Genomic DNA, 25,837 nt, shown 5'->3' with positions numbered 1-25,837 from the left:
ATGAAAGTGCTCACAGGCAACGACCTGAAAACCGGCGATGTCACGTGGTGGACCGGCTCTGGCTGGTCCCGATATGTGGACGATGCGGCTGATGTGGGCGAACAAGGCGAGGAAATCCTTGCCCGCGAAGAAGCCGCCCGCCGCGTCAATGTGCCCTACATTATCGAGGCAACACGCGAAAATGACGGCAGCGTGCGCCCTGCCCATATCAAAGACCGCGTGCGTGCACTCGGCCCCACAGTGCGGCCTGACCTGACGCTCAAACCCAAAGACCCTGAAGCGCTCGACTGGATTATTTGATGTATAAGTACGATACCTATGACCAGGCCATGGTCGATGCCCGCGTTGCAGAATTCCGCGATCAGGCACAGCGCCGCCTTGATGGCAAATTGACCGAAGACCAGTTCAAGCCGCTGCGGCTGATGAATGGCCTCTATCTGCAATTGCACGCCTATATGCTGCGTGTCGCAATCCCATACGGGACGCTCAATTCCGAGCAAATGACCGCGCTTGCCAATATCGCGGATAAATATGATCGCGGCTATGGCCACTTCACCACCCGGCAAAACATCCAGTACAACTGGATCAAACTGGAAGATGCAGCCGATATTCTGGAAGAGCTTTCCAAGGTTGAGATGCACGCCATCCAGACCTCGGGCAATTGCATCCGCAACATCTCGTCAGATCACTTCGCCGGTGCATCGCATGACGAGCTGATCGACCCGCGCCCCTATGCCGAGCTGCTGCGGCAATGGTCGAGCTTTCACCCCGAATTCACTTATCTGCCGCGCAAGTTCAAAATCTGCGTGATCGCTAGCGAGAAAGACCGCGCTGCGATGCGGCTGCACGATATCGGCATTCAGATCGTCGAGCAGGATGGCAAGGTTGGCGCGCGTTTCTATGTCGGCGGCGGCATGGGCCGCACCCCGATGATCGCTCCGATGATCCGCGATTTTGTGCCGGTCGATCAGCTCATCACCTATGCTGAGGCCGCCTTGCGCGTCTACAATCGCTATGGCCGGCGCGACAACAAGTACAAGGCTCGGATCAAAATCCTCGTCCATGAGCTGGGCAAGGATGAATACACGCGGCAAGTCGAAGAAGAATTTGCGCACATGCTCGATCAAGGCGTTGAACCGCCTCTGGCCGAGATTGAACGGCTGCGCACATTCTTTGCCCCGCCCGCATTCGAAGACGGCCCCAAATCGGTGGACCGCTCCGATCCCGATTTCGCGCTGTGGGTGGACCGCAACACCAATCGTCACCGGCACGACAGCTATGTTTCGGCCGTCATCTCGCTAAAGCCTGTTGGCGGCATCCCCGGCGATGCAACAGGCGATCAGATGCGCTTGATGGCTAATCTTGCCAAGCAATACAGCTTTGATGAACTGCGCATCACGCACACGCAAAATGTGGTGCTGCCGCATGTTCGTATCGCTGATCTGCATGCGCTTTGGACTGCTCTGGATGCGGCTGATTTGGGTTCGCCCAATCTCGACACGATCGAGGACATCATCGCATGCCCCGGACTTGATTATTGCGCGCTTGCCAATGCGCGTTCGATCCCGCTTGCCCAGCGCATTTCACAGCGCTTTGCCGATAAGGGCAAAACCGAAACCCTGGGCGAATTGAAGCTCAAAATTTCCGGCTGCATCAATGCCTGCGGGCACCACCATGCGGGCCATATCGGCATTTTGGGCGTGGACCGAAAGGGTAAGGAAAACTTCCAATTGTCGCTCGGCGGGTCCGAGGCTGAGGATGTCAGCCTTGCCAAGATCACCGGCCCCGGTTTCGATGAGGACGGCGTGATCGACGCGGTTGAAAAAGTGACCGACGTCTATCTCGGCGCGCGCGAAGGCGAGGAACGGTTCCTCGACACATATCGCCGCATCGGCATGGCCCCGTTTAAGGAGGCGCTTTATGGTTGAAGCCGGCCTCAGGACCGTTACCGGCTCGGCGCGTTCGGTTCATCTCCATACAGATTTTGTCAGCGCGATAGCCGCTAAAGGAGGCGGGAATGACTGAGAACCTCGGCACATCACCTGACGAAGTGCAATTCCGTTTCCGCGATGACGAAGCGGTCGATCACGGCACCGTAACCGTCGATGCGTGCTGCGATCAGACCAACGCGACCGCTGTGCGCATCGAACCGGGCGATGATGCGCGCGCTTTGCTGCCATTCTTGGACAGGCTTGCGCTGGTTGAAGTGACCTTCCCCAGCTTTACCGATGGGCGCGGCTATTCCTCCGCCCGCATCCTGCGCGAGGCGGGGTTCGCGGGCGAATTGCGCGCGGTGGGCGATATCGGGATTGACCAGCTTTCGCATCTGCGCCGCTGCGGATTTGACGCCTTTGCGCCCGATACACCGCTTGATGAAGCGGATGCGAAACGCGCCTTTGCCACATGGGACAATGTCTATCAGCGCACGGTCGATGGCCGCTCGACAATCCAGCAATTGCGTCATGGGACAGGTCAATGAACGAAGTGCGCAAAATTGACCGGCTCGATATCGCACCGCGCTTTTCAGAGCACGATGCGGTGCGCCTCAACCGGATGTTTCGCGGGTCATCGACGCGCGAAATGCTCGAAGGTGTGATCAAGGACAATCTTGCAGGCGATATTGCAATCGTTTCCAGCTTTGGCGCGGAAAGCGCTGTTTTGCTTCACCTTGTGGCTGAGGTTGATCCCGGCATCCCGGTGCTGTTTCTTGATACGGGCAAGCATTTTGCCGAAACTCTGGAATATCGCGATCTGCTGGCAAGGCGCATTGGCCTCACCAATTTGCAAATCCTAACGCCCGATGCAGCCGAGATCGCAGCAAAGGATGAAACGGGCCTTAGATGGTCGTATGATCCCGATGGCTGCTGCGAAATTCGCAAAGTCAAACCGCTTGAAAAAGCGCTGGCTGATTATGATGCGAGCTTTACCGGGCGCAAAGCGTTTCAATCTTCCACGCGCGCGAACCTGCCAAGGTTTGAAGTGGACACATCAGACGCGCAAGGCCGGCTAAAAATAAACCCGCTGATCGATTGGTCAGCCGATGACATCGCATCCTATTTTGCGGAGCATGACCTGCCAGCGCATCCTCTGGTGGCCAAAGGGTTTCCCTCGATCGGCTGCGAGCCGTGCACGCACAAAGTCGCACCGGGTCAGGATCCACGCTCTGGCCGCTGGAAAGGCTGGGACAAAACCGAATGCGGCATTCACAAGCCGGGCGAAGAACCGTTCTTGTGATCCTCTGCCTCGTGTGAGCACCCGCGAAGGCGGGTGCCTCCACCGATAAATCGCCGCCAGCTAGAGATCCCCAAGTTCGCGGGGATTCGCGCCATCATTCTTAAAGCCAACCTTTGGCTCTGTACCAATCCGCCGTCTGTTTTAGGCCGTCTTCACCGCCGATCTGCGGCTCCCATACGTTTTTGGGCACCGCTCGGTCCGATCGTGCGACCCAGTTGGGATGGCACATATAGCCCACCCTGTCGGCGGTCAGTTTGGCCTTGTCACCGCGCAGCAATTTGTCAGCGCTGGCTGCAGCTCTCAACACGGTTTCCGGCAAATGAGGCGCGAAGACCGACCGTTTGCCAACCGCCTGCCCGATGGCCTGCGCCAGTTCCTGATGCGACCAGCCACCCTCGCGCCCATCATCGGGTTCGTAAATGGTTTTGAGCCGTGGTTTCTGCGCCAGCGCGACAAGCAGCCGGGCCAGATCGCTTACATGGATGATGGATGTCGCACCGCGCGGCGGCAGCGGGACCAAACCCATTTTCGCCGACCGGAAAAGCTCAAACATATCGGCATCGCGCGGGCCGTACACTGCAGGCGGGCGCACCATTGTCCAATCAAGCTTGCTCGCCTGCACAAGTTCTTCTGCACGCGCCTTGGATGCGCCATAGGCGGACAATTCAGGCTTTCGCGCCGATAACGAGGAGACAAAGACGAACCGCTTTACGCGCGCGGCCTTTGCCGCTGCGATCATATTAGCAGTGCCGCCGACATTGGCCGCTTCAAAATTGGCAGGGTCAGGCGTGTTCGTCAGCCCCGCAATATGGATGACCGCATCAGCATCCTCGCATAATGTGCGCAAGGCCGCTTCATCGTCCAAAGTGCCGTTCACCCACACCGCGCCATCGCGCCCCGCCTGATCGCGCCGGGTTAGCGCGCGCGCAGTATGTCCGGCGCTCAAAGCATGATCGAGCACTGCGCTGCCGACAAACCCGGTCGCGCCTGTTATCGCAAGCGTCAGCGGGTCGCTCATCCCAAAATCACCCTTGCACCATATGATCGCGGTGGACGACAGCAGCGCGCGGTGCGTAGCCAAGCTCGGCTTCCTGATCGCCTTGGCTCAGACCAAGGATTGCGCGGCATTCGGCGGCTGAATATTCAACCAATCCCTGCCCCAATCGCTCCCCTTTGGGGCCGTGCAGGCTTACGAGCGCACCGCGTTCAAATTCGCCTTCGATCTCGGTCAGGCCAGCGGCGAGCAAGCTTGCGCCTTTGCTCAAAGCCTCGACACAGCCCGCATCCACGCTCAGCACGCCTTCGGGCGCGAGCCTTCCGCCTAGCCAGCTCTTGCGGGCATTGTCATCGCGCACAGGGACAAACACGGTGCCGCGTCCTGTCTCGCAAGCTTGGGTGATCGCGCGTTCACCCGTACCGTTGATAATCGCGAGCGTAATGCCGGCGCGTTCGGCAATCCGGGCGGCTTGCAATTTGGCTTTCATCCCGCCTGATCCCAGGCCCGAAGACGAATCCTCGCCCGCCATCGCGATAATCTCTGGCGTGACCCCTTCGACGACCGGGATAAGCGCAGCATCGGGCTCGCGCGGATCGCGATCATACAGGCCGTCTACATCGGAAAGCAGCAGAACGGCCTGCGCACCAGCCGCCTGCGCGACCCTTGCGGCCAAGCGGTCATTATCGCCAAATCGTATCTCTTCGGTCGCTACGCTGTCATTTTCATTGACGACCGGCACCGCGCCCAGTTCGAGCAGACGTTCCAAAGTGGCAGAGGCGTTAAGGTAGCGCCGCCGATCCTCCAGATCATCCAGCGTCACCAGCATCTGCGCGGCCTGCAATGTGTGCGCTCCCAGAACATCAGCCCACAATTGCGCCAAAGCCACCTGCCCCACAGACGCCGCCGCCTGCGCATCGGCAAGGCTGGCGCGCCCGCCTTTGGGCAGGCCGAGCAAAGCCGCACCAAGAGCAATCGCGCCCGAGCTTACCACGATCACTTCGCTGTCTGTGCGGCGAATTTGGGCGATCTCATCCGCCAGGGATTGGAGCCTCGAAAGCGCAGGCTTGCCGTCTTCGACCAGCAGCGCGCTGCCGATTTTGACAACCAGCCGCCGGGCCGCTGCGATGTCTTTAAGGGAGTGCGCGCTCATGGTTCAAATCGGCGACCATTCGGCCGCGCCGTCCTCTTCCTCGTCCACAACCTCATTGGCTTTGGTCTCGGTAGAGGTGCGGTCGGGTAGATATGACAGCACCGCATCCATCAGCGCATCAATCCCTTCGCCGGTTGCGCCTGAGATATTGAACACTTTCTCAGCCCCTGCCGCGATCAATTCCTGCGCGAATGCATCGCCCAATTCGCTGTCGGCCAGATCCAGTTTGTTGAGCGCGATCAGCTGGGGTTTATCCTCTAGCCCCGCGCCATAGGCCGCGAGCTCGTCTTGCACGATACGCAGAGCTTCGGCTGGATCATCGCCTGCAATATCGACCAGATGGATCAGCACCCGGCAGCGCTCTATATGGCCAAGGAAGCGGTCGCCAATTCCGGCCCCATCAGCCGCGCCCTCAATCAGGCCGGGGATGTCCGCGATCACAAATTCGCGCGCGCGGTGCCGCACAACGCCCAGTTTTGGCACCAGAGTGGTAAAGGCATAATGCCCCACTTTTGCGCCAGCATTGGACACCGCATTGATAAAGGTCGATTTGCCCGCATTGGGAAGCCCGACAAGCCCAACATCCGCGAGCAGTTTAAGGCGCAACCACACCCATTCTTCCTGGGCAGGCTCACCCGGCTGGTGCTGGCGCGGGGCGCGGTTGGTGGAGCTTTTGTAAGACGCATTGCCGCGTCCCCCCATCCCGCCTTCAAGCATGGTGATGCGCTGGCCGACTTCGGTGAAGTCTGCGAGAATTTCTTCCTTGTCCTCTGACAAGACCTGCGTGCCCACAGGCACTTCGATCACCAGATCGTCCGCGCCCGCGCCCGTCTGATCGCGCCCGCGCCCGTGATTGCCGCGTTTGGCTTTGAAATGCTGGGCGTAGCGAAAATCAATGAGAGTGTTGAGGCCCTGGACCGCTTCGAAAATTATGTCGCCGCCTTTGCCGCCATTGCCCCCATCAGGCCCGCCATATTCGACGTATTTTTCGCGCCGAAAGCTGACCGCACCGGGTCCGCCGGCTCCTGATCGGATATAGATTTTGGCTTGGTCGAGGAAATGCATAAACGCGCATGTATGCATTTCCCCGCCAGAAAGCGAGAGCTTAAGCGCGAACCTAAGCGAGAGCTTAGAACCCGGCCTGTATCCCGATAAGCGCGCTGCGCCCCGGAGCGACGAAGCTGAAGACGGGTTCATAGCGTTCATCAAGCAGGTTTTCGACACGGCCAAACAGCGCGATATCGTCTGTCAGGGCCACCCGCGCGTTGAAATTGACAAGCGTGTAATCATCAAGCGTCGTTTGCGGAGCTGGGAAAGCGCCAGTGCTGAAATCCAGATCCTGCGCCTCGCCATTATACCGCACCGCAAGGTTGGCAGCAAAGCGTTTGCCCGGCGCTTCCCAATTGAGCACCGCGCTGGCGATGTGATCGGGGCGGCGCACTTCTTCCACGCCGTCCTCTTCCGCATCAAGGAACGTGTAAGCGCCGTTAAAAGAGAAGCCCGCGCCCAAATCGGCCGTGATCGCCAATTCCACGCCCTGCTGATCGCTTTGAGTGTCGAGATTGCCGGGGGTGGCGATAAAGTTTGGCGGGGGAAAGGTGGTGAAAATCTCATCATCCAGTTCGGCCCGGAAATAGGTGGCTGACACCGTGATATCGCCATCTGCAAAACGCTGGTCCACGCCCACTTCCCAGCTTGTCGATTGTTCAGGCTGCAAATCGGGATTGCCGATAAAAGTGCCATCGAAAAAGCCGAACAGTTCATTCAGCGTCGGGTTCTTAACGCCCGATCCCGCGGCTGCTCTTACACGCGTGCTGTCGGTGATCTGGTAACCTGCGCCCACGCGAAACGTGGTCGCATCCTGAAACCGGTCATTGATATCGTGGCGGATTGCGGCGGAAAGATCCAAGCGGTCGCCTGCAAAGCGATATTCACCGACAAACCCGATATTCTCCACCTCATTGCGATCATCGAAGGTCAGGACATTGTTGAACCCTTCAAGCTCGTAATCGGCCGCAAAGGTTACGCTGTGTTCGCTGCCGCCAAAATCATAGGCGGTGACATAGGATGCTTTGAACCGGTCGCTTTCCGTTCCGCTGGGAAAGCCATTGGGCTGCACCGTATCGCGCGTAGCATCGGTGATTTGGGCGGACAGATCATGCGTCCATGCGCCGTTCAGCGCGGTCACACGCGCGCCGACAAGTGCAGAGAACGCCTCGTTTTCAAAGCTGGTGCCGGGGCTGTCGATGACAAGGCCGAATGTCGGGCTGCCAAAGGCAAAATCCTGTTCGTTAAATCGCCCCTCTGCCGATGAGTACCGGGCAACTGCGCGCAAGGTGACATTGTCAGCGAGATTGACCGAGCCCTTGCCTGACAACGCCGCGCTTTCGCGTCCGATATCGCGCAGCCCCCCACGCGCATTGGGCTGCCCATCTGTGCTGACAACAATGCCTGACAGGGCGAAATCCCATTCATCCCCTGCAAACCCCGCACGCGCGCCGACATTCAATGTGTCGTCAGTGCCCGCTTCGAGAAACGCCGATACACCGCTTAACGCGCGGCCTGATGCGGTCTGGTAAGCGACCACCCCGCCAATCGCATCATTGCCGTAAAGCGCGGATTGCGGTCCGCGCAAAACCTCTAGGCGGCTGCCAATTTCGGCCTGCAAAGTGCCGATATCAAATTCGCCGCTGCCGGGGTCAGAGACTTCAATCCCATCAACCAGCACGAGCACATGATTGGCCTCAGAACCGCGCAGGCGGATTTGGGTTTGGCCGGGCGTAGAGGCAACCGCGACACCGGGCACATCGCGCAAGGCGTCTTCGACATTGCGGATCTGGCGCTGGGTGATCTGGTCAGGTGTTATGAGCGTGGCTGAACCAGTATAGTCTTCCACGGCCAATTGCCCCGTCCGGCTGCCCGGAACCAGGATCACTCTTCCGGGATAACACAAGGTTTCGAGTTCGGGCGTGCTCTCATCATCGGTAATGTAGCAAACACCATCTCGCCGATCCTGAGCAAAAGCGGAGCTGGCTGAGCAAAGCGCGGCGAAGCACGCGCCTGCCAAAAGGTTTTTTAGTTTCATTGCGGATATCCCATTCGTTCAAGCGTCAACAAACGCACCGCGCGGGGATTTACCCACACGGCGCACACGTATCGTCGCTCGAAACGAAATGTATCCGCGCCTCCCCAATCCCTGAGAGCGGCCACAAGCGACACACTCCGGTCGGTCTCCTGGCTCGCGGGTCAGTGCGCCCGTTCTCCCCTTCCCAAGCCTGCCGCCCAGTGGGTGCATGCCGGTTGGCATGCGCGAGAAAGACACTCACCGCTTACAGTTGCAGGGACAGCTGCGGAATTGGCATGCCCGAAAAAGCGCGCCGCACCGCATTCCCGTTACCGGTGTGTGCCAGCGCCTTAAAAGGCGATGATACCAAGGGCAAGAGCCTTACTGATCGCCGCTGTCATCACTCGCTATTGGCTGGGTGACGGGTTGGGATACAAATTGCGTATCAGTTGGGATGACGGGGACCTGCGTGCCGGTTGCCGGATCGGCCACCGTTCCTGACACAGCAGCCGGGTTTGCCAATGTCGCACCGGGATTGGTCGCCCCCTGCCCCGGCGAAGGAACAACAACGCCGCGCGCTTTGGCTCTTTGCACAGCGACCCAGCCGGGCTGCGATGCGCCATATTGCGCGCCATATCTCGCATCCCATTCAGCCGAGCTTTGCTGATAGGCCGCATAATTGTTGAAGAAGGTTTCAAACGCGCGTTCGAGCTGGACGAAGTTATCGCGCGCAAATGCCGCCGGGTCCACATCAGGCGCGGCCAGCAACCGGTTGGATATATCCAGCGTTTCGCGGCAGAATTGCGCGCGCGCTGGCGGCAGCGCGAAGAAGTTGTAAACGCTGGTCATACTGCCCTCGCGCTCCATAATCGCTGCTCGGCGGCTGGAGTTTTGACCGCGATAGACCCGGTCGATCCGGTCATTCACCGCTTTCAGCGGTTTGGCATAGCGTTTGATGTAGAGCGAATAGCCATCAATGATCGGTTGATAGCGCGCCGCTGAACAATTGAGCGCAGCGACATTCCAGCCAGAGCGGAAATGCCACACCAGTTCATCATCGCTCAGATTGCGATTGACTGTCATGCGCCTGCCGTCCGCGCCCAAAGGCGGGATCGTCATCACATAGGCCGCGCCAGATGGCGGGAGCGGACGATACGGCACCGCTTCGACCACAGGTGGCGGCGGTGGTGGTGGCGGGGGTGGTGGCGGCGGAGTGGTAGCACACGCGCCGAGCAAAGCGACGCCTGCACCCATGAGGGCAAGCTTAGCAGCGGATCGGGGATTGCGCGCCGATTTGGCATCGCGGCTGGCGGAAATTGCGGCAATCTTTATCGGCGATGTTGTATCGGCTGTCATCATCAAGCGACCTTTTTCTATCCCACCAATGGGAGGATGCCGAACCCAGCCTTTATGGAGGGTGAAGCGGATTGGTTTATCCCCGCGTTACCCAAGCTTCGCCGCAAAGCAAATGCCCGAAGCCTAGGTATTAGGCTCCGGGCATCACTTTTTTCGCATATCCTGCGGAAACGGCGAACAAGGCCGCTCCGAAGACTTAACCGATTATTCGCGGCTGCCGAGGAAGTTCAGCAGGAACATGAACATGTTCACGAAATCGAGATACAGGTTCAACGCGCCCATGATGATGGCTTTGCCCATAAATTCGGTGCCGCGCAGATACTGATACTGCGTCTTCAGCTTTTGCGTGTCATAAGCGGTCAGGCCTGCGAAGATCAAAACGCCAAGCCCGCTGATCACAAAAGCCAGCGTACTGGAGCCGATGAACATATTCGCAATCGACGCGATAATCAGGCCAACAACACCCATAATCAGGAACGTGCCGAAACCCGACAGGTCTTTCTTCGTGGTGTAGCCGAACAGGCTAAGTCCCGCGAACGCGCCTGCGGTGGCGAAGAACGTGACCGCAATGGATTCGCCCGTGAAGACGAGGAAGATGGTCGACATCGACATGCCCATGACCACTGCAAATGCCCAGAACAGGACTTGCAGCGTCCCCTGGCTCATTTTGTTAAGGCCAAAGCTCATCGCCAGCACAAAACCAAGCGGAGCGAGCATGACAACCCATTGCAGCGGAGTGCTAGCAATAGCCGCAGCCATCCCGCTTTCCGCCATGCCAAGCGCGACGAAGCCGGTGACGATGATCGCGGTGCACATGTAATTGTAGATCGAGAGCATGTATTTGCGCAGGCCCTCATCATAGGTTACAGCACCGCCAGCGCGCGGCACAGAGCCGATGCCTTGGCGAGGCTGAGTGTCATTCCAATCAGACATTATGGATCCCTTTCTCCAAGATCGGAGTCATGAAAACGGCGCGAACGCACACGCCTTGCCTGCACAATATCGGTGTTTTGTCAGAGGATTTCAAGCAAAACCGGACTGATTTGCGCGAATTGTTCATATACACTTACTAAAAAATGAACAAATTGCACAACTGGGCGCTAATCATCCCAATTCACTCGACAATTCGGCGCCGCGATCACGTGTTTTGCGCAAGGTTTCGCGCAAAAGCTGTTTCAGCGCCGAATCCGCATCGAGCACATTGAGCCCCTCGCGCGTCATCCCGCCGGGGCTGGCAACCTTATCAGCCAAAGCGCCCGGGGCATCCTCAGCATTTGCCGCCAGCGATGCGGCGCCGTCCACCATTGCGAGCGCCAAGGTCTGCGCCTCTTCTTGCGGCAAGCCCAATTCCTCAGCCGCGCCTGCCAATGCGTCGATAAAACGATAGACAAAGCCTGGCCCTGACCCGGCGAGAGCAGTGGCCAGATTGTAATGCGCCTCATCCTCCAGCCACACCGCCATGCCTAAGCGATCGAACAGATCGAACGCGGCTGTGCGGCCCGGCTCGTCCAATCCGCTTTGCGCCAGAATGACCGGCGATTTGTTCACCCGGCTCGCCAGATTGGGCATCACCCGCACATGCGCCGATGCGGCGGGAAACGCAGCCTGCAATTGCTCCAGCGTGATGCCTGCAAGCAGCGAGTAGACAGGCACTTGCGGACACAGGGTCTGAAAATCAGCCGCCAAACCATTCAATTGATGCGGTTTAAACCCCAGCATCACCGCCGAAGGGCGCGGCCCGCTTTCAGCCTCAGCAAGATCTTTATAAACGCGCACTCCGCCAGGCGCAGGCTTTACCGAACGGTTCAAGATCGCAAATTGCGACGGATCAGCGCCTGCCGCCAGCCACCCGGCCAGCATTGCGCCGCTCATATTGCCATACCCAATAATAAGCAGCGGCCCGCCAGTCATGCGTTGCCCCCAGTCATGCCTCACCCCTACTCATGCTTCACCGACCGCATCGACCATCGCCGCCTCCAAAGCATCGCGCGGGGATTTGTCGCCCCACAATACGAATTGAAACGCGGGATAGAACCGGTCGCATTCGTCAATCGCGCTTTCCACCATCGCCTGCGCCTGATCGAGGCTCAGCATCCCATCATCGCCCAGCAGCGCGCCGTGGCGGTAAAGCAGAACATCACCGCTGGACCAGATATCGAAATGGCCGAGCCATATCTGCTCATTCACAAGGCTGAGCAGTTCATAGGCGTGCTGGCGCTTATCCTCTCCAATGCGGATATCAGGCAGGCACAGAAACTGGAGCACATTATCGCTGCTGCGCCAGATCGCGCGCAGTTGATATTTCGCCCAGCTGCCTTGCACTTCGCCCAGCATTTCCTCTTCGGAAACGGTTTCGCAGTTCCACCCGCGCGCTTCGAACAGCGCAAGCAGCATGTCCAGCGGCGCGCCATCATCCTGCGCGGCAACCATTTGCTGGCGCGGGGTCATTCGGGCGCTTTCAAAGCGGTTGGGGCCATGCGGCCTTGCGGTGTGCGACTTATCATACATTTGCGGCATGGACCCGGCCTCAAGCGATTGGCAATGCGCGAGGCGAGAGCGGCTGGGGAGAATTGATCTGACTTGTTAAAAGGCTGTGCAAAGATTGCTTTGCGGCCCCATTTCAAGAGCCCGTGAGCGGCTTGATCTCTGCGCCTTCGGGGCTGGTATAGGCAAAAGTGTCGAGCCCCTTGGCTTTCAGATCATTGACCATGGCGCGCGCATCTGTCGCACTGTCCAACGGACCTGCGAGCAGCCGATTGGCCTCGCCCCAAGGGGTTACATGGGCATTTAGGTCACCCAGAACATCGGGCGCTGTGCGTTTGATCCGCCGCCAGTCAAACCGCAGCGCAGCCACATCGCGCCCGGTTGCGACCTGCACCCAATATCGGCGCGGCGCGGCAGGCGGGGCGGGCTCAGCAGGCGCGCTGGTTTCGCGCGGCACCTCTATCGCATTGATATCAACCGCATCAGCGCGCCTGCCTGTGGGCGTGCTTTCCCCTCACCAATATCAGCAAAGGCATCCGCGACGCTGGGTTTTGCAAGCGAAGCGGGTTGCGGTGCTGGTTGGCTCGCAGGGCGACGTTCTGGCCGGGTCGGCGCCGTGCCGTAGACAACCGTCGGGCCCGTGGGCGCGGAAATGGGCACTTCTGCGGTATCGACTTGCGTTTGGGCTGCGGCTTCGCTGGGTGCGCCGGACGCTTGCCCTGTCATTCGCGGCGCGCTTGCCAAACGGGCTGCGGTGTCCGTGCCCGCCGATGCAGGCGATCCAAGCGGTGTTCCCGCAGGCGCTAGCCGAGCATCGGCCCCATTCGGATTGACCCCGCTCGGATTGCCGGCCGTGGTCGCAGCGGCCAAAGTGCGAGGCTGCTCGCCCCCTTCGAGCGCGCGATATTGAACAATGGCCGGATCTTCGCGGCCAATATCAGCCGCGCGCGGGAAAATGCCCAAATTGGCAGCGGCGGATTGCTGCGCGGGAGTAAGGCGCGGCATGAATGCCAGATAGGGGGTCAAACGGCTCGCCAGATCGCGCGGCATCACTTCATTGACGATTGACGCGGCCCGCGCCTGCTCCCCCATAATCGCCAAACCAAAAGCCCGCGCGCGAAATGCAGCCGGATCGCTTTCTTCGAGCAATGGACGCAGAGTGTCTTGAAAGCCCGTGTCATCGCCCGCAATCGCCTGAGAGATGGCCAACCGGCGCACGGTTTCAGCATCTTTGGGATTGGCCGCGAGCACGGCTGCGTATTGCGCCTGCGCAGCTTGAGTGTTGCCGACCAGATCAAAGGCCAGCCCGCGATCGCGCGCAAAGCTTGTTCGAGCCGTGCCTGTAAGACGCGTGCCCGAGGCCGCGACATCGTTATACAATTGCAGCGCCGGAACCGGGCGGCCCGATTGCAGAAGCACCGATGCCATGCCTAGTTTCACGCGCGGATCACTGGGCGCCAAATCCTGCGCGCGGCCGAAAAATCCAATTGCGGCATCCAGATCGTCCACCGCAAGCGAGGCATGCCCTGCCGCCAGCAATGCAGACAGATCGCGCGGACGGCGCGCCAATTGCCGCAAAGCCGCACCCAGATCCTGCACTTCCTCAGATCCCAGCGATTGCACGACCGGGCGCGAGACCATTTCCTGAGCCTGCGCGGGGGCGTTCGCCATTGCGGCAAACACAGCAGCTGCGATCAGCGCAGGGGCCGATGCGAGGGCAGATAGGGACGAGCTGAGGGTGCGGGCGATTTTCACGAACGCTACGCTAGCCAATTCGCCGCCCACACGCATCCTGTTGCCGCAACAGACGAGGCGAAGCGCGCTTTGCTCAGGTTAGTCTGAGCAATCACCGGTGGTTTGCGCGTGAGCACGGGCATGAGCACCCGGCAAACGCTTGGGTGTTACTGGTTGTTCTGACGTCCCAGAAAACGCGGAATGCTGAGCGCTGGTGCATCACCGTCGCCATCCTCATCGTCATCATCATCGTCGCTGGAACTGCGCGACAGATTGGCCATGCGTTCAAACAAAGTGCTGCCCGAACTGCCGCCGCCACTCGAAGCCGCGCCGCCCGAGCCGCCACCACCTGAAGCGCCGCCCGAAGCCGCGCCGGAACTGCCGCCAGACGCATCCGCATCGTCAGAAGCATCATCGCCGCCGCCCAGCAGACCGCGGCGGCGACCGCCGCCCAAACGCGCTTCGACAGGGTTGTCTTCGGCTGCCAGCCTGTCTGCATCGGCGAGCACATCATCGCCATCGGCTTCGCAATATTCGGCATAGCCTTCATCGCTCAATTCAAGCGTATCGTCCGCATCGGCGGAGCCGGCTTCGGACAGGCTGCCATTTTCGCGCGGGGCCATGCCGCCTTCATCGCCATCGTCCACGCCATATGCATCATCGCTTGCACCGCGCAATCCGGCGAGCGGATCGACGATTTCATCAACGTCATCTTCGCTGTCGCCCATATCATCACCGGCCTGCATTCCGGTGAGATCAAACGGCTCGTTCCCGCCAGCCGAAACATCACCGCTGAGGCCAGTTTCTTCGGCTCCAACTTCTTCGGCCTCACCTTCTTCAAGCTCAGCTTCGGCAGCTTCGGGTTCTTCGGGCACTGCCATAAGGGATGCCACAGGTTCATCGGCCGCTTGCCCAGCGGCATCATCTGCCACAGCGCTGTCATCCGGCAATTCAAATACGGGCCGCTTGGGCGCACGAGCACCTGGCAACGCGCCGGAGGATGAACGCGCAGTCTCCCCCGCAGCGCCGGGTTCGATACCCGTTGCCACAACCGAGACACGGATCTTGCCATCAAGGTCAGGATTGAACGCGCTGCCCCAGATGATGTTCGCGTCTTCGTCGACCAGTTCGCGAATATGATTGGCGGCCTCGTCCACTTCGAGCAGCTTCATATCTTCGCCGCCGATGATCGAGATAATAACGCCTTTGGCGCCTTGCATGCTCACCCCGTCAAGCAGCGGATTGGCAATCGCCATTTCAGCCGCTTCGAGTGCGCGGCTTTCGCCAGACCCTTCGCCTGTGCCCATCATCGCTTTGCCCATCTCACTCATGACAGAGCGGACATCGGCAAAGTCGAGATTGATCAGCCCCGGCATCACCATCAGATCGGTGATAGAGCGAACGCCCTGTTGCAACACTTCATCGGCAAGCTCAAACGCTTCTTTAAAAGTCGTCTCAGGCTTGGCGATCAGGAACAGGTTCTGGTTGGGGATGACGATCAGCGTGTCGACGTGATCCTGCAATTCGGCAATGCCAGCCTCAGCTGCGCGCATCCGGCGCGTGCCTTCGAACAGGAACGGTTTGGTCACTACGCCCACGGTCAGCACGCCCATTTTGCGCGCCACCTCTGCGATGACAGGCGCAGCGCCTGTGCCCGTGCCGCCGCCCATGCCAGCGGCGATAAAGACCATATTGACGCCGTCGAGCGCCTCTTCGATTTGCTGCACGGTTTCTTCGGCAGCTGCTTTGCCCACTTCAGGCCGCGCGCCAGCACCCAGACCGCCAGTGATTTCAGGGCCAAGCTGAATGCGTTTGTCCGCCGAGCTTGAGCTTAACGCCTGCGCATCGGTGTTGGCGACGATAAAATCGACCCCTTCAATCTCGGACGCGATCATATTGCCGATTGCGTTGCCGCCAGCGCCGCCGATCCCGATTACGGTGATACGCGGACGCAAATCGTCGGTTGCTGCGGGTCCAATTGTGATGCTCATCGCCTTGTCCTCCGAATGCAAGCGCTCAGGTTTGAAGGTGCGCTTTTTGCATTCTGTTTATCTCTGACACATTCCTGACTTACCCGTTATAGCGGTAAAATCCTTATCCACAGTGGGGCTTATCCCCCATTGGGCACATATGGTCTTATAAACACTGCGTGAACCTTTAGAAATATTCACGCAGTGCGCGCGCCAGCCGGCCGAATTGGAACGCGCTTTTCTTGGCTGGGTCCAATTTGTAAACACTGCTTGCCTGGCCGCGCAGCGACCGGATATCAACCGGGTCATCGGCTGCATACAGACACAGACCTGCCAATGTCGCAAAGCCGGGATTGGCATGCGCTTCGGGCAGACCGCGCAAAGCAGGCGCGCGGCCAATGCGCACCGGCATGCCCAGCGCGCTTTGCGCAAATTCGGCCAAGCCATCCAGTTCTGCCCCGCCGCCTGTCAAAACGACCTGCCCTGCACGCGGGCCGGAAAAACCCATGGATCGCAGCGCCTTGCCCACTTCATTGGTGAGCTGCGATAAGTTCTGCGTGACAACCGACACCAATTCCGCCCGCGCAATCCGGGCAGTGTTGTCAGCGCCCCTTTTGGCCGCAATCTCAGCGCCGGGAGCGGGGGTTTCATTGCCTTCATCGTTGGGGCCGAAAAGCGGGATCATTTCGCGGTGATCGCTCGGGCTGGCCATAGCAGAGCCGGATACGCATTTCAGCCGTTCGGCCTGAAAGCGGCGAATGCCAAATGCGCTTGCCACCGCATCCGTGATGCTGCCCGAACCCATCGGAATAGAGCGCAGTCCCAAAAGCATCCCGCCTGCAAAGACCGAAACATTGGTCACATCGCAGCCGATCTCAACCAGAGCGACACCCAGATCGCGCTCTTCTTCGTTAAGGCAGGCATAGCCCGCCGCCAGCGGGGACGCGACCACGCCTTCGACATCAAGATGCGCGCTTTGCACCGCTTCCATCAGATTGCGCACAGGCGGACCATCGGCCAGCATAACATGCACATCCACGCCCAGCCGTTCCGCATGAAGCCCGCGCGGATTAGCAACGCCGTGTGCCCCGTCCAAAGTGTAATGCGCCGGCTGTGCGTGCAGCACTGTGCGGCCATCGGGTTCAATCGTATCGCGCGCAGCAAACAACAGATGATCGACATCGTCTTCTTCGATGCGCCGTCCGCCGATTTCAATCTCCACTTTGGAAACCTGGCTTTTCAGCCCTGCCCCGGCGCATCCGATCCAGACGCTGTTGACGCTGACGCCGGCGTTTTTCTCTGCACGCTCCACTGCATCGCGAATGGCATAAGTGGCGCTGCGCATATCGGTGACATAGCCGCGCTTGATCCCCTGAGCGGCGCGGTGGCCTGATCCCAGTACCAACAGATCGCCATTCTCGCTCTCGCCCATAATCATGACAGAGATGCGGAACGAACCGATATTGATCGCGCCGAAAACTTTTGAAAGACGCGCCTTATGCGCTTGTTTTGGAGCGGGTTTAGGGGTTTTCGCAGCGGGCACAGGCTTTGCCGATTTGCGGGTTTTGGTCATTGCCATAACTCAGCTTCCCCCTGCGCAAGAACGGTATCGCCGCGCCCGGGCACCCTCATATAAACGCGCGGCGGATTGCGCATGTCAAAGGTTGCAACTTTGCCGCCAATCAGGCGGTTTTGCCCGTCCATGCGCGCAAATTTCACCAGCGCGCTGGATGCGGCCATTTGTCCTTCGGGCAAAGCCACCACCTGATCGCTGTTCAACGTCAGGTTCCAGCGCCGATTGCCAATCCATTCCGCCGCCGCCAGATGCGGTTCCAATGCTGGGGCTGCGGCCAGCAATTGATCAAGCTCGCCCACTTGCGCAGCCGAACCGGGGCCGGAGATTTTGAGCATTGCGTCCGCATCCTTGCTCGCAATCGGTTCGAGCTCGCGCCCGGTCGGATCAATCAGCATCATCCTGTCGGGCCGCACCAGCACCGCATGCGGAGTGCGCTCGACAATATCAATCACCAGAGTATCGGGCAGCTGCATCGACACGCGCGCATCCTTAACCCATGGCAGTTCAAGAAGTTCGGCGCGCAGCTTGTCAATTTCAACATCGGGCATGGACCGGCTCTGCTGGCCCAAAGCGCGCGCATAAACCTCGCGTTCGTCCATGCGCTCGGTCCCTGTCACCCGGACATGGCGAACCTTGTACCCCGCATCGGCGGCAACATGCGACATCTGTGCGCGCGCCATGGCAGGCACCCCTGCGAGATTGGCGATAAACGCGGCAAACGCCAATGCAGCCGCGATAATGCACACCATCCAGATGCGGCCCCATTGTTCTTCGGTAAAGGGCAGCACCGACATCGCTGTGTCGAGCACGCCTGCGGTTTTCGCCTTGGCCCGGCGCGCATTGGCATTGCGGCTGTGCGACTGTGCCGCACGCCGCACGCCTTTGGTGTTGGAGCGTTTGATTTTAGCCATGGGCTGTCTCCTGCGCGTGGGTTTGGCTGCTGGCGGATGAATGCACTCTGATTGCTTCGCGCACGATCATTTCGACGAGATCGGCGTAATCGATCCCGGCATGACGCGCCTGTTCGGGCACCAGGCTGAGCGGGGTCATGCCCGGCTGCGTGTTCGTCTCCAGCACAAACAGGCCGTCTTCGCCCAGTTCTTCGTCCCAGCGATAATCGGTCCGGCTGGTGCCATGGCACCCGAGCACCTGATGCGCCCTGATTGCATAATCTTCGCACAGCGCGGCGATTGCGGGCGGGATTTGCGCAGGGCACACATGCTGCGTGCGGCCTTCTGTGTATTTGTGTTCGTAATCGTAAAAACCGGTTTCGATAATCAGCTCGGTCACGCCCAAAGCTCGCGGGCCATCAACCCCATCGATCACAGCCGTAGTCAGCTCGCGCCCTTTGATAAACGGTTCGGCGAGCAGATGCGAAAATTCCTGCCACGGCCCCGCAGCATCGCGCGCGATCGGATTGCCGACATTGGAATCCTCGGTCACAATCGCAACGCCAACCGATGATCCTTCATTGACAGGTTTAAGCACATAGGGGCGCGGCAGCGGATCGCGTTCGAACAATTCCTCAGACGGCACAATTCGCCCGCCCGGCATAGGGATGCCGTGGGGGACCAGCGCCTGCTTGGTCAGCTGTTTGTCAATCGCGATCACCGATGTGGCGAGGCCTGAATGCGTGTAAGCAATGCCCATCAGATCGAGCATACCCTGCACGCTGCCATCTTCGCCCGGCACGCCGTGCAGCGCGTTGAACACCACATCAGGCTTGGCCTCAGCCAGACGCGCGGCGACATCGCGGCCCATATCAATGCGCGTGACGCGGTGCCCTTTAACCTCAAGCGCATCGGCAACGCCGTTTCCGCTCATTAACGAGACCTCACGTTCATTCGCCCAGCCGCCCATCAGGACGGCGACGTGCAATGCAGCTGGCGCGCTCATACCCGGCCCACTCGCTTGATTTCCCATTCGAGCTGAACGCCCGAATGCGCGTAAACCTTTTCGCGCACCAATTCGCCCAGACCTTCGATATCGGTGCTGGTCGCATCACCTGTGTTGATGAGGAAATTGCAGTGCTTTTCGGAAACCTGCGCCCCGCCATGCTTAATCCCGCGCAGACCCGCATCATCAATCAGCTTCCAGGACGAATGCCCTTCGGGGTTTTTGAATGTCGATCCGCCCGTCATGCTGCCAATGGGCTGCGCATCTTTGCGCTGAGCTGAAATGCGGTCCATCTCTGCCTTGATCGCCGCAGGATCGCCGGGGAACCCTTCGAACCGGGCCGCGACAACCACTGCGCCATCGGGCAAAGCGGAATGGCGATAGCTGTATTGCAGATCAGCGTTGGACAATGTCACAAATTCGCCATCAGGCAAGAACACATCGCAATCCGTCAGAACGTCGCAGGTTTCGCGGCCATAGCAGCCGCCATTCATCCGCGTGACCCCGCCAACAGAGCCGGGAATGCCGGTGAAGAACGCCATGCCATCAATGCCTGCTTTCGCCGCGCGCCGCGCCAGAATGCTCACCGGCGTGCCCGCGCCTGCCTGAACGCTGGTCTCGCCTGTGATCTCAACCTCGCTGAACGCTTTGCCCAGTTTGATGACGATCCCCGGCACACCGCCATCGCGGATAATCATGTTTGATCCAACACCCAAAGCCATCACCGGAATTTGTCCGTCAAGCCGCTGCATGAACGCTTTCAGATCATCCAGATCAGCCGGTTCAAACAGCCAATCCGCATTCCCGCCGCTTTTGAACCAGACATGCTTTGCCAAAGGCGCATTGCGCGTAAGCGTGCCGCGAATGCCATCTGTGGGCACATGCGTGCTCGCCTCGCCTTCGACATGGCAATTGGGAGCCATGCCCGTATCGCCTTGATAGCCATCGCCGGGTTGGTTTGCTGTCATCCTCATGCAGCCTTTAGTGAGTCAATCGCAGCGCCAAGGCCAGCCGCCCACCGGGTGATATCCCCCGCGCCGAGGCATACGATGATATCTCCGGCTGCGATTTCGCTTGCCAGCGCCGCGGCAAGGTCGCTTTGGCTGTCAATTGTGGCGGCAGATCGGTGTCCGCGCGATTTCAACCCTGCGACAAGCGCGGCGCTGTTTACGCCTTCGATCGGGTCTTCGCCCGCTTCGTAAACGGGCGTGACATAGACGCTGTCGGCATCGTTGAAGCAGGATTGAAACTCCTCCATCAAATCGCCCAGCCGGGTGTAACGATGCGGCTGCGCAACCGCGAAGACACGGCCTGAATTGTCGGCCACAGCTTCGCGCGCGGCGGACAAAACGGCCTGAATTTCGACCGGATGATGCGCGTAATCGTCAATGACGGTTACCACGCCGCCATCGCGTGCAATTTCGCCCATTTTGGTAAAGCGCCGCCGCACCCCGCCAAAGCTGGCAAATCCGGTGCGGATTACATCATCGCTGCAGCCCATCTCAATCGCAACAGCAATCGCCGCCAAAGCGTTCTGGACATTGTGGCGGCCCGGCATCGGCAATTGCACGCCTTCGATACGGCGGTCTTCTTCACCGCGCTGGCGCACGATCACATCAAATGTGTTCCCGCCGCCCGATGATTGGATATTGACCCCGCAAATATCGGCCTGAAGCGAGAACCCGTACGTCACCACTTTCCGGTCGCGCACTTGCCCGATCACGGCTTGCACTTCGGGATGGTCAACACACAGGATCGCCGCGCCGTAAAACGGCACGTTCTGAATAAATTCAAGAAAGGCCCGCTTTACCCCGTCAAAATCGCCGTAATGATCGAGATGTTCTGGATCGATATTGGTGACGACCGCAATCGTGCCATCCAGCCGCAAAAAGCTGCCATCGCTTTCATCGGCTTCAACCACCATCCATTCAGAATCGCCCAGCCGCGCATTGGAGCCGTACTGTTCGATGATACCGCCATTGATGACGGTGGGGTCAATATCGCCCTTGTCCAGCAGCGCTGCAATCATGCTGGTCGTGGTGGTTTTGCCGTGCGTACCGGCGACCGCGACAGTGGATTTAAGCCGCATAAGTTCGGCCAGCATTTCAGCCCGGCGCACGACGGGAATGCGGTTTTCAAGCGCGGCGGCCACTTCGGGATTGGTGCGTCGCACAGCGGTGGACGTGACCACCACGGCGGCGCCTTCCACGTTCTCTTTCGCGTGGCCGATATGCACCGTGATGCCGCGTTGGCGCAGGCGTTCCACGCTTGGCCCTTCGGCAATGTCGGACCCTTGGACGCTATAGCCCAGATTGCGCATCACCTCGGCAATGCCGGACATGCCAATGCCGCCAATGCCAACGAAGTGAATAACGCCAATTTCGGTGCCAACGCCTTTCATGGGAGCAGCGCTCCGTTGAGAGGTGTCCGTGCATCCTGAGCCTGTCGAAGGACTTTCATTTAGCCGGCATCCTTGGCGGCAATATCTTTGGCCGCTTTCCGGGTCGAAGGCTGAGTGACCGCAGCGCCCTGCGCCGCTCTTGGCACGGCATCGCCCACGCGGATCACATCCATCAGATCAATGCCGCTCATGCTTTCAACCAGATCAGCCAAGTCCTTTGCCGCATCGGGCCGGCCGCAATTCCACGCAGCATGGGCTGCATTGGCAAGACTGCCCGGATTTTGCGCCATGGCCTGAATTTGCAAGCAGATGTCTTTTGAAAGCTTGGCAAAGATCGCTTCCTGACGGCGCATGAGATCATTGCCATCTTCGCCCATGGGACGCGGATCGGTGACGGTTTCGGCAGGCTGGCGGATCATGCGCGCACCGCCCGCTTCGACCATTTCGCGCGTGTTCGCCGCCTGATGATCGTCGGTCGCAATCGGCAGCGGGATCAGGATCGCTGGCCTGCCCACCGCTGTCAGTTCAGCGATGGTGGATGCGCCAGCGCGTCCGATAAACAGATGGGTATCAGCCAGCCTTTCATCCATATCTTCAAAATAGGTGCCCAGCTCTGCCGGAATGCCATGTTCGCCGTATCGTTCGCGCACCGCGTCCAGATCTTCGCTGCGGCATTGCTGAGTGATTTGCAGCCGGTTGCGCAGCGGCGGGGGCAGCATCGCCATGCCATCGGGGATCACTTCGGATAGGATACGCGCGCCCTGACTGCCGCCTGTCACCAGGATGCGCAGCAGGCCCTCTTCGCCCAGCGCGGGAAAATCCTCATCACGCAAAGCAAGCACGCCTTCGCGCACTGGATTGCCAACCAGATGGGTTTTGATTTGATATTTTTGTTTGAGCCGGTCAACTTGCGGATAGGATGTCGCGATGGCATCCACCCGGCGGGCCAGCAAGCGATTGACCCGGCCCAGCACCGCGTTTTGTTCATGCACAACGCTGGGCACTTTGGCCGATGTCGCAGCCAGCAAAGCAGGCAAAGCAGGATAGCCGCCAAAGCCGACCACGGCGGACGGTTCAAAGCTTTCAAACAAGCGCAGCGCCATGCGCCGCCCTTCGAGCACAGCGCGCACTCCGCCAATCCATTTCAGCGGGTTTTTGCCAAACCGGCCTGCGGGAAGGACATGCGCGGTCAGGCTGTCGGGTTTCCCCGGAATATTGGCGCCGCGTTCATCGGTGATAAGCGCAACGTGATGCCCGCGCGCTTCGAGCTCGCTTGCCAGCGCAAAGGCCGGGATCAGATGACCACCCGTCCCGCCTGCGGCCAGCACGAAATGCCGGCTTGATCCTGTCGGTGTGTGCTGGTCCGCTTTGTTCTGGCCGGTCATGCGCCCTCCTTGCGCTCAAAGAAATGTTTGAGCCCTTTCGTCTCGCGCTCAAGATAGGGATTGCGGCGCGTAATCGCGAGCAGCAACCCAAAGGTAAAGCATATGGCGAGCGTGGAGGAACCGCCATAGCTGATGAGCGGCAGGGTCATGCCTTTGGATGGGAACAGCTGAAGATTGACGAGGATATTGATGAAGGCCTGCCCGCCAACCTGTGTGGCAAGGCCAACACCGGCCAGCATGGCAAACAGATTGTCCTCATCCACCAGCCGGATCAGCGCGCGAGTTAAAATGGCGAGGTAGAGGAGCACGACCAAGCCGCACACAACCAGGCCAAACTCCTCTCCGATAACCGAGAAGATGTAATCGGTGTGCGCTTCGGGCAGGCTCATTTTGCGAATGCCAAGCCACAGCCCGCTGCCCGTCCATCCGCCCGCAAGCAGAGTGCGCTGCGCAAGGTCAACCTGATCAAACGCGGTGCCGCCGCCCAGAAACGCATCGATGCGGTGGCGCGCATTGTCATAGAAGAAATAGGTTGCGGTGATGAGGCCAATACCGCTGGCCACCAAAACGCCGATGCGCGCGATGGATACGCCCGATAGCAGGATCATCACAAACCAGATGCCGCCAAACAGGATCGTCGCGCCCAAATTGGGCTGCAACATCAGCAATCCGGCAACTAAGACCATGATTGCACTGACAAACGTGAGAACGGGCAAATCTGGGTCGCGCAGCCGCAGGCTCATAATCCACGCTAGGATGATGACAAAACCGGGCTTTAAAAATTCACTCGGCTGCAAAGACATGCCCACTTCGAGCCACCGGCGCGACCCATTGCGCTCTTCCCCGAAAATGGGGACCAGAAACAGCAATAACAGCATGCCAACGCCCATAATGATCCCAATGCGCCGGGCTTCATCGCGGCTCATAAAGGACACAGCCAGCATCCCTGCCAAACCGAGCAATTGGAAAAGGATATGGCGTTTGAAAAAAGCAAAATCAGCCGTTTCATATTGATCCGCAGCCGCAGGCGATGCCGCCGCCACCGCGACCGTACCCAGCAGCATCAAGCCGATAACAAGCGCCAAAAGCGTTTTGTCCAGCTCACGCCACCAGATGCGCCCGCGATTGTTCCAGATCTTTAGAAATCCGGTCGGGGCAATGGCCGGTGCATCGCTGTGGGTACCCGTATGTGTTTTGAAAGCGCTCATGCCGCTTCATCCTTGAAATAGGCAGCCGAACAATCAACTTCGCAATCGGCAATCACGCCCACCAATTGGCGGAAATGTTCGCCGCGCTTTTCGTAATCGCGAAACTGGTCAAAACTGGCGCAGGCGGGTGAAAACAGCACGACATCACCGGGCCGAGCCGCATCGCGCGCACGGCTTACCGCTTCGCTGATAAGCTCGCAGCGTTCAACACGGGTATGGGGCGCGATAAGATCGGCAAGCATCGGGCCAGCTTCGCCCACGGTGTAAGCGGCAGCGATCATACCCAGATGCTGCGCGCAATCGCCCAGCCCCTCCTCTTTCGCCAACCCGCCAAGGATCCAGTGAATGCGCGGCGCGCCGTCATTAATCGCCGGATCAGGCGGAAACGCGGCCAAGGCAGGCGCGGTGGATGCAGTGTTGGTCGCTTTGGAATCGTTGATGAACATGACGCCCGCATCCTCTGCCACCAATTCCATCCGGTGCGGCAGAGATTGAAACCGGGGCAAAGCGTGCTGCCACTGTGCAGGTTTAACGCCCAGCTCTTCGGCAATGGCGATGGCGACGGCGGCGTTTTCAAGATTGTGCGGACCCTGCAAACTTGGCCAACCGCGCTGAAGCGATTGAAGCGCAGCGCCATCTGCCGCGATCACGCAGCCATCTGGCTTGCTGTCCAATTGCGCGCGGTGGACAGCGCCCGCAGGGCCATCAAGCGAACCAAACACTGCAGGATTGCGCGCCGATTGCATTGAAAACAGCCGCGCTTTTGCCGCAGCATAGGCCGCGTAATCGTCATACCGGTCCAAATGATCGGGCGTCACATTGGTGAGCGCTGCGACATCGCAATCCAGATTGAAAGTCAGATCAATCTGATAGCTCGACAATTCGAGCACATAGACGCCCACGCCGTTTTCATTGGGAGCAAGCGGCTGCTGGCCAAGAATGGGATCACCGATATTGCCGCCCATCACTGTGGGAATGCCCGCCATGTTCAAGATGTGATGAAGCAGCGCAACCGTGGTCGATTTGCCATTGGTGCCTGTAATTCCCACCACTTTGTGCGGCAGCAATTCAGCCCGGGCGAGCGCAAACAGCTCTATATCGCCAATCACGGGCACATTGAATTTGGCAGCATGGGCCGTGATGGGATGGGTGTTCAGTGGCACGCCGGGAGAGACGATGACGCCGGCATATCCGGTCAGGTCGGTTTGCAAGGGATCGGCCAATTCGCACCGGCCGATAAATCTGTCCCGCGCAATATCCTGCCGGTCCCACGCGGTCACGTGCGCCCCGCTTTCCAGCAAAGCTTCCACCGCAGCCGCGCCCGATCGCGCCAAGCCAAGGACGGCATAGCGTTTATCGGCAAAGGCGGCAGAGGTGATCAA

General features: G+C 59.4%; 23 protein-coding genes and 1 riboswitch. Of the genes, 4 read left to right on the top strand and 19 right to left on the bottom strand.

Going from position 1 to position 25,837, the window contains the following annotated elements:
* From AC0V6L_RS10460 to AC0V6L_RS10445, 4 genes are all read left to right on the top strand, one after another.
* Nucleotides 1–300 (top strand): DUF2849 domain-containing protein, encoded by a 300-nt coding sequence (locus tag AC0V6L_RS10460; RefSeq protein ID WP_486155110.1) that lies wholly within the window; start codon nt 1–3, stop codon nt 298–300.
* Entirely contained in the window at nt 300–1,928 is a 1,629-nt protein-coding gene (locus AC0V6L_RS10455; RefSeq protein WP_486154214.1) for a nitrite/sulfite reductase, read from the top strand. Before AC0V6L_RS10460 ends, AC0V6L_RS10455 begins: the two co-directional genes overlap by 1 nt.
* Before the next feature lie 89 nt (nt 1,929–2,017).
* Nucleotides 2,018–2,479: a DUF934 domain-containing protein gene (locus AC0V6L_RS10450; RefSeq protein WP_486154213.1), complete on the top strand. Its 462-nt coding sequence runs from the start codon at nt 2,018–2,020 to the stop codon at nt 2,477–2,479.
* Nucleotides 2,476–3,234, top strand: a complete 759-nt coding sequence (locus AC0V6L_RS10445; RefSeq protein WP_486154212.1) for a phosphoadenylyl-sulfate reductase — start codon at nt 2,476–2,478, stop codon at nt 3,232–3,234. The genes AC0V6L_RS10450 and AC0V6L_RS10445 overlap by 4 nt, the downstream gene beginning before the upstream one ends.
* Before the next feature lie 100 nt (nt 3,235–3,334).
* Here the strand turns inward: AC0V6L_RS10445 and AC0V6L_RS10440 are convergent, their stop codons facing one another.
* The 19 genes from AC0V6L_RS10440 to murD form a co-directional block, all read right to left on the bottom strand.
* Complete coding sequence (locus AC0V6L_RS10440) at nt 3,335–4,252, bottom strand: NAD-dependent epimerase/dehydratase family protein (RefSeq protein WP_486154211.1); 918 nt, start codon at nt 4,250–4,252, stop codon at nt 3,335–3,337.
* Nucleotides 4,253–4,259: 7 nt separating this feature from the next.
* On the bottom strand, nt 4,260–5,381 hold the full coding sequence (gene proB / locus AC0V6L_RS10435) for a glutamate 5-kinase (RefSeq protein ID WP_486154210.1): 1,122 nt from the start codon (nt 5,379–5,381) through the stop codon (nt 4,260–4,262).
* 3 nt (nt 5,382–5,384) lie between these two features.
* Nucleotides 5,385–6,446, bottom strand: a complete 1,062-nt coding sequence (gene obgE, locus AC0V6L_RS10430; protein WP_486155109.1) for a GTPase ObgE — start codon at nt 6,444–6,446, stop codon at nt 5,385–5,387.
* A 64-nt stretch (nt 6,447–6,510) separates the two neighbouring features.
* On the bottom strand, nt 6,511–8,466 hold the full coding sequence (locus AC0V6L_RS10425; RefSeq protein ID WP_486154209.1) for a TonB-dependent receptor plug domain-containing protein: 1,956 nt from the start codon (nt 8,464–8,466) through the stop codon (nt 6,511–6,513).
* 122 nt (nt 8,467–8,588) lie between these two features.
* Nucleotides 8,589–8,797, bottom strand: a riboswitch (cobalamin riboswitch).
* 29 nt (nt 8,798–8,826) lie between these two features.
* Nucleotides 8,827–9,804, bottom strand: coding sequence for a hypothetical protein (locus AC0V6L_RS10420; protein ID WP_486154208.1), 978 nt, complete (start codon nt 9,802–9,804; stop codon nt 8,827–8,829).
* A 201-nt stretch (nt 9,805–10,005) separates the two neighbouring features.
* Complete coding sequence (locus AC0V6L_RS10415) at nt 10,006–10,734, bottom strand: Bax inhibitor-1/YccA family protein (protein WP_486154207.1); 729 nt, start codon at nt 10,732–10,734, stop codon at nt 10,006–10,008.
* A 171-nt stretch (nt 10,735–10,905) separates the two neighbouring features.
* Entirely contained in the window at nt 10,906–11,712 is an 807-nt protein-coding gene (locus AC0V6L_RS10410) for a pyrroline-5-carboxylate reductase family protein (RefSeq protein ID WP_486154206.1), read from the bottom strand.
* Between the two features lie 30 nt (nt 11,713–11,742).
* Nucleotides 11,743–12,249: a type III secretion system chaperone family protein gene (locus tag AC0V6L_RS10405; RefSeq protein WP_486154205.1), complete on the bottom strand. Its 507-nt coding sequence runs from the start codon at nt 12,247–12,249 to the stop codon at nt 11,743–11,745.
* Nucleotides 12,250–12,421: 172 nt separating this feature from the next.
* Nucleotides 12,422–12,742 carry an SPOR domain-containing protein gene (locus AC0V6L_RS10400; RefSeq protein ID WP_486154204.1) on the bottom strand — a complete coding sequence of 107 codons (321 nt, stop codon included), beginning with the start codon at nt 12,740–12,742 and terminating at the stop codon, nt 12,422–12,424.
* Nucleotides 12,743–12,744: 2 nt separating this feature from the next.
* Nucleotides 12,745–14,040: a tetratricopeptide repeat protein gene (locus tag AC0V6L_RS10395; RefSeq protein WP_486154203.1), complete on the bottom strand. Its 1,296-nt coding sequence runs from the start codon at nt 14,038–14,040 to the stop codon at nt 12,745–12,747.
* Between the two features lie 146 nt (nt 14,041–14,186).
* Entirely contained in the window at nt 14,187–16,010 is a 1,824-nt protein-coding gene (gene ftsZ, locus AC0V6L_RS10390; protein WP_486154202.1) for a cell division protein FtsZ, read from the bottom strand.
* A 166-nt stretch (nt 16,011–16,176) separates the two neighbouring features.
* Entirely contained in the window at nt 16,177–17,568 is a 1,392-nt protein-coding gene (gene ftsA / locus AC0V6L_RS10385) for a cell division protein FtsA (RefSeq protein WP_486154201.1), read from the bottom strand.
* Nucleotides 17,559–18,476 carry a cell division protein FtsQ/DivIB gene (locus AC0V6L_RS10380; protein WP_486154199.1) on the bottom strand — a complete coding sequence of 306 codons (918 nt, stop codon included), beginning with the start codon at nt 18,474–18,476 and terminating at the stop codon, nt 17,559–17,561. Before AC0V6L_RS10380 ends, ftsA begins: the two co-directional genes overlap by 10 nt.
* Nucleotides 18,469–19,461, bottom strand: a complete 993-nt coding sequence (locus tag AC0V6L_RS10375; RefSeq protein ID WP_486154197.1) for a D-alanine--D-alanine ligase — start codon at nt 19,459–19,461, stop codon at nt 18,469–18,471. The genes AC0V6L_RS10380 and AC0V6L_RS10375 overlap by 8 nt, the downstream gene beginning before the upstream one ends.
* Nucleotides 19,458–20,429 carry a UDP-N-acetylmuramate dehydrogenase gene (gene murB / locus AC0V6L_RS10370; protein WP_486154195.1) on the bottom strand — a complete coding sequence of 324 codons (972 nt, stop codon included), beginning with the start codon at nt 20,427–20,429 and terminating at the stop codon, nt 19,458–19,460. Before murB ends, AC0V6L_RS10375 begins: the two co-directional genes overlap by 4 nt.
* Before the next feature lie 2 nt (nt 20,430–20,431).
* Nucleotides 20,432–21,862 (bottom strand): UDP-N-acetylmuramate--L-alanine ligase, encoded by a 1,431-nt coding sequence (murC, locus tag AC0V6L_RS10365; protein ID WP_486154193.1) that lies wholly within the window; start codon nt 21,860–21,862, stop codon nt 20,432–20,434.
* A gap of 59 nt (nt 21,863–21,921) precedes the next feature.
* A complete protein-coding gene (gene murG / locus AC0V6L_RS10360) occupies nt 21,922–23,247 on the bottom strand; it encodes an undecaprenyldiphospho-muramoylpentapeptide beta-N-acetylglucosaminyltransferase (protein WP_486154192.1) in 1,326 nt (441 codons plus the stop codon).
* Nucleotides 23,244–24,455, bottom strand: coding sequence for an FtsW/RodA/SpoVE family cell cycle protein (locus AC0V6L_RS10355; protein ID WP_486154190.1), 1,212 nt, complete (start codon nt 24,453–24,455; stop codon nt 23,244–23,246). The genes murG and AC0V6L_RS10355 overlap by 4 nt, the downstream gene beginning before the upstream one ends.
* On the bottom strand, nt 24,452–25,837 hold the full coding sequence (gene murD, locus AC0V6L_RS10350) for a UDP-N-acetylmuramoyl-L-alanine--D-glutamate ligase (protein ID WP_486154188.1): 1,386 nt from the start codon (nt 25,835–25,837) through the stop codon (nt 24,452–24,454). Before murD ends, AC0V6L_RS10355 begins: the two co-directional genes overlap by 4 nt.

It is taken from the genome of Erythrobacter sp. JB1-15 (assembly GCF_057365035.1).
Note: the sequence above shows the minus strand (reverse complement) of the source record. Positions and strands in the feature narration are given on the sequence as shown.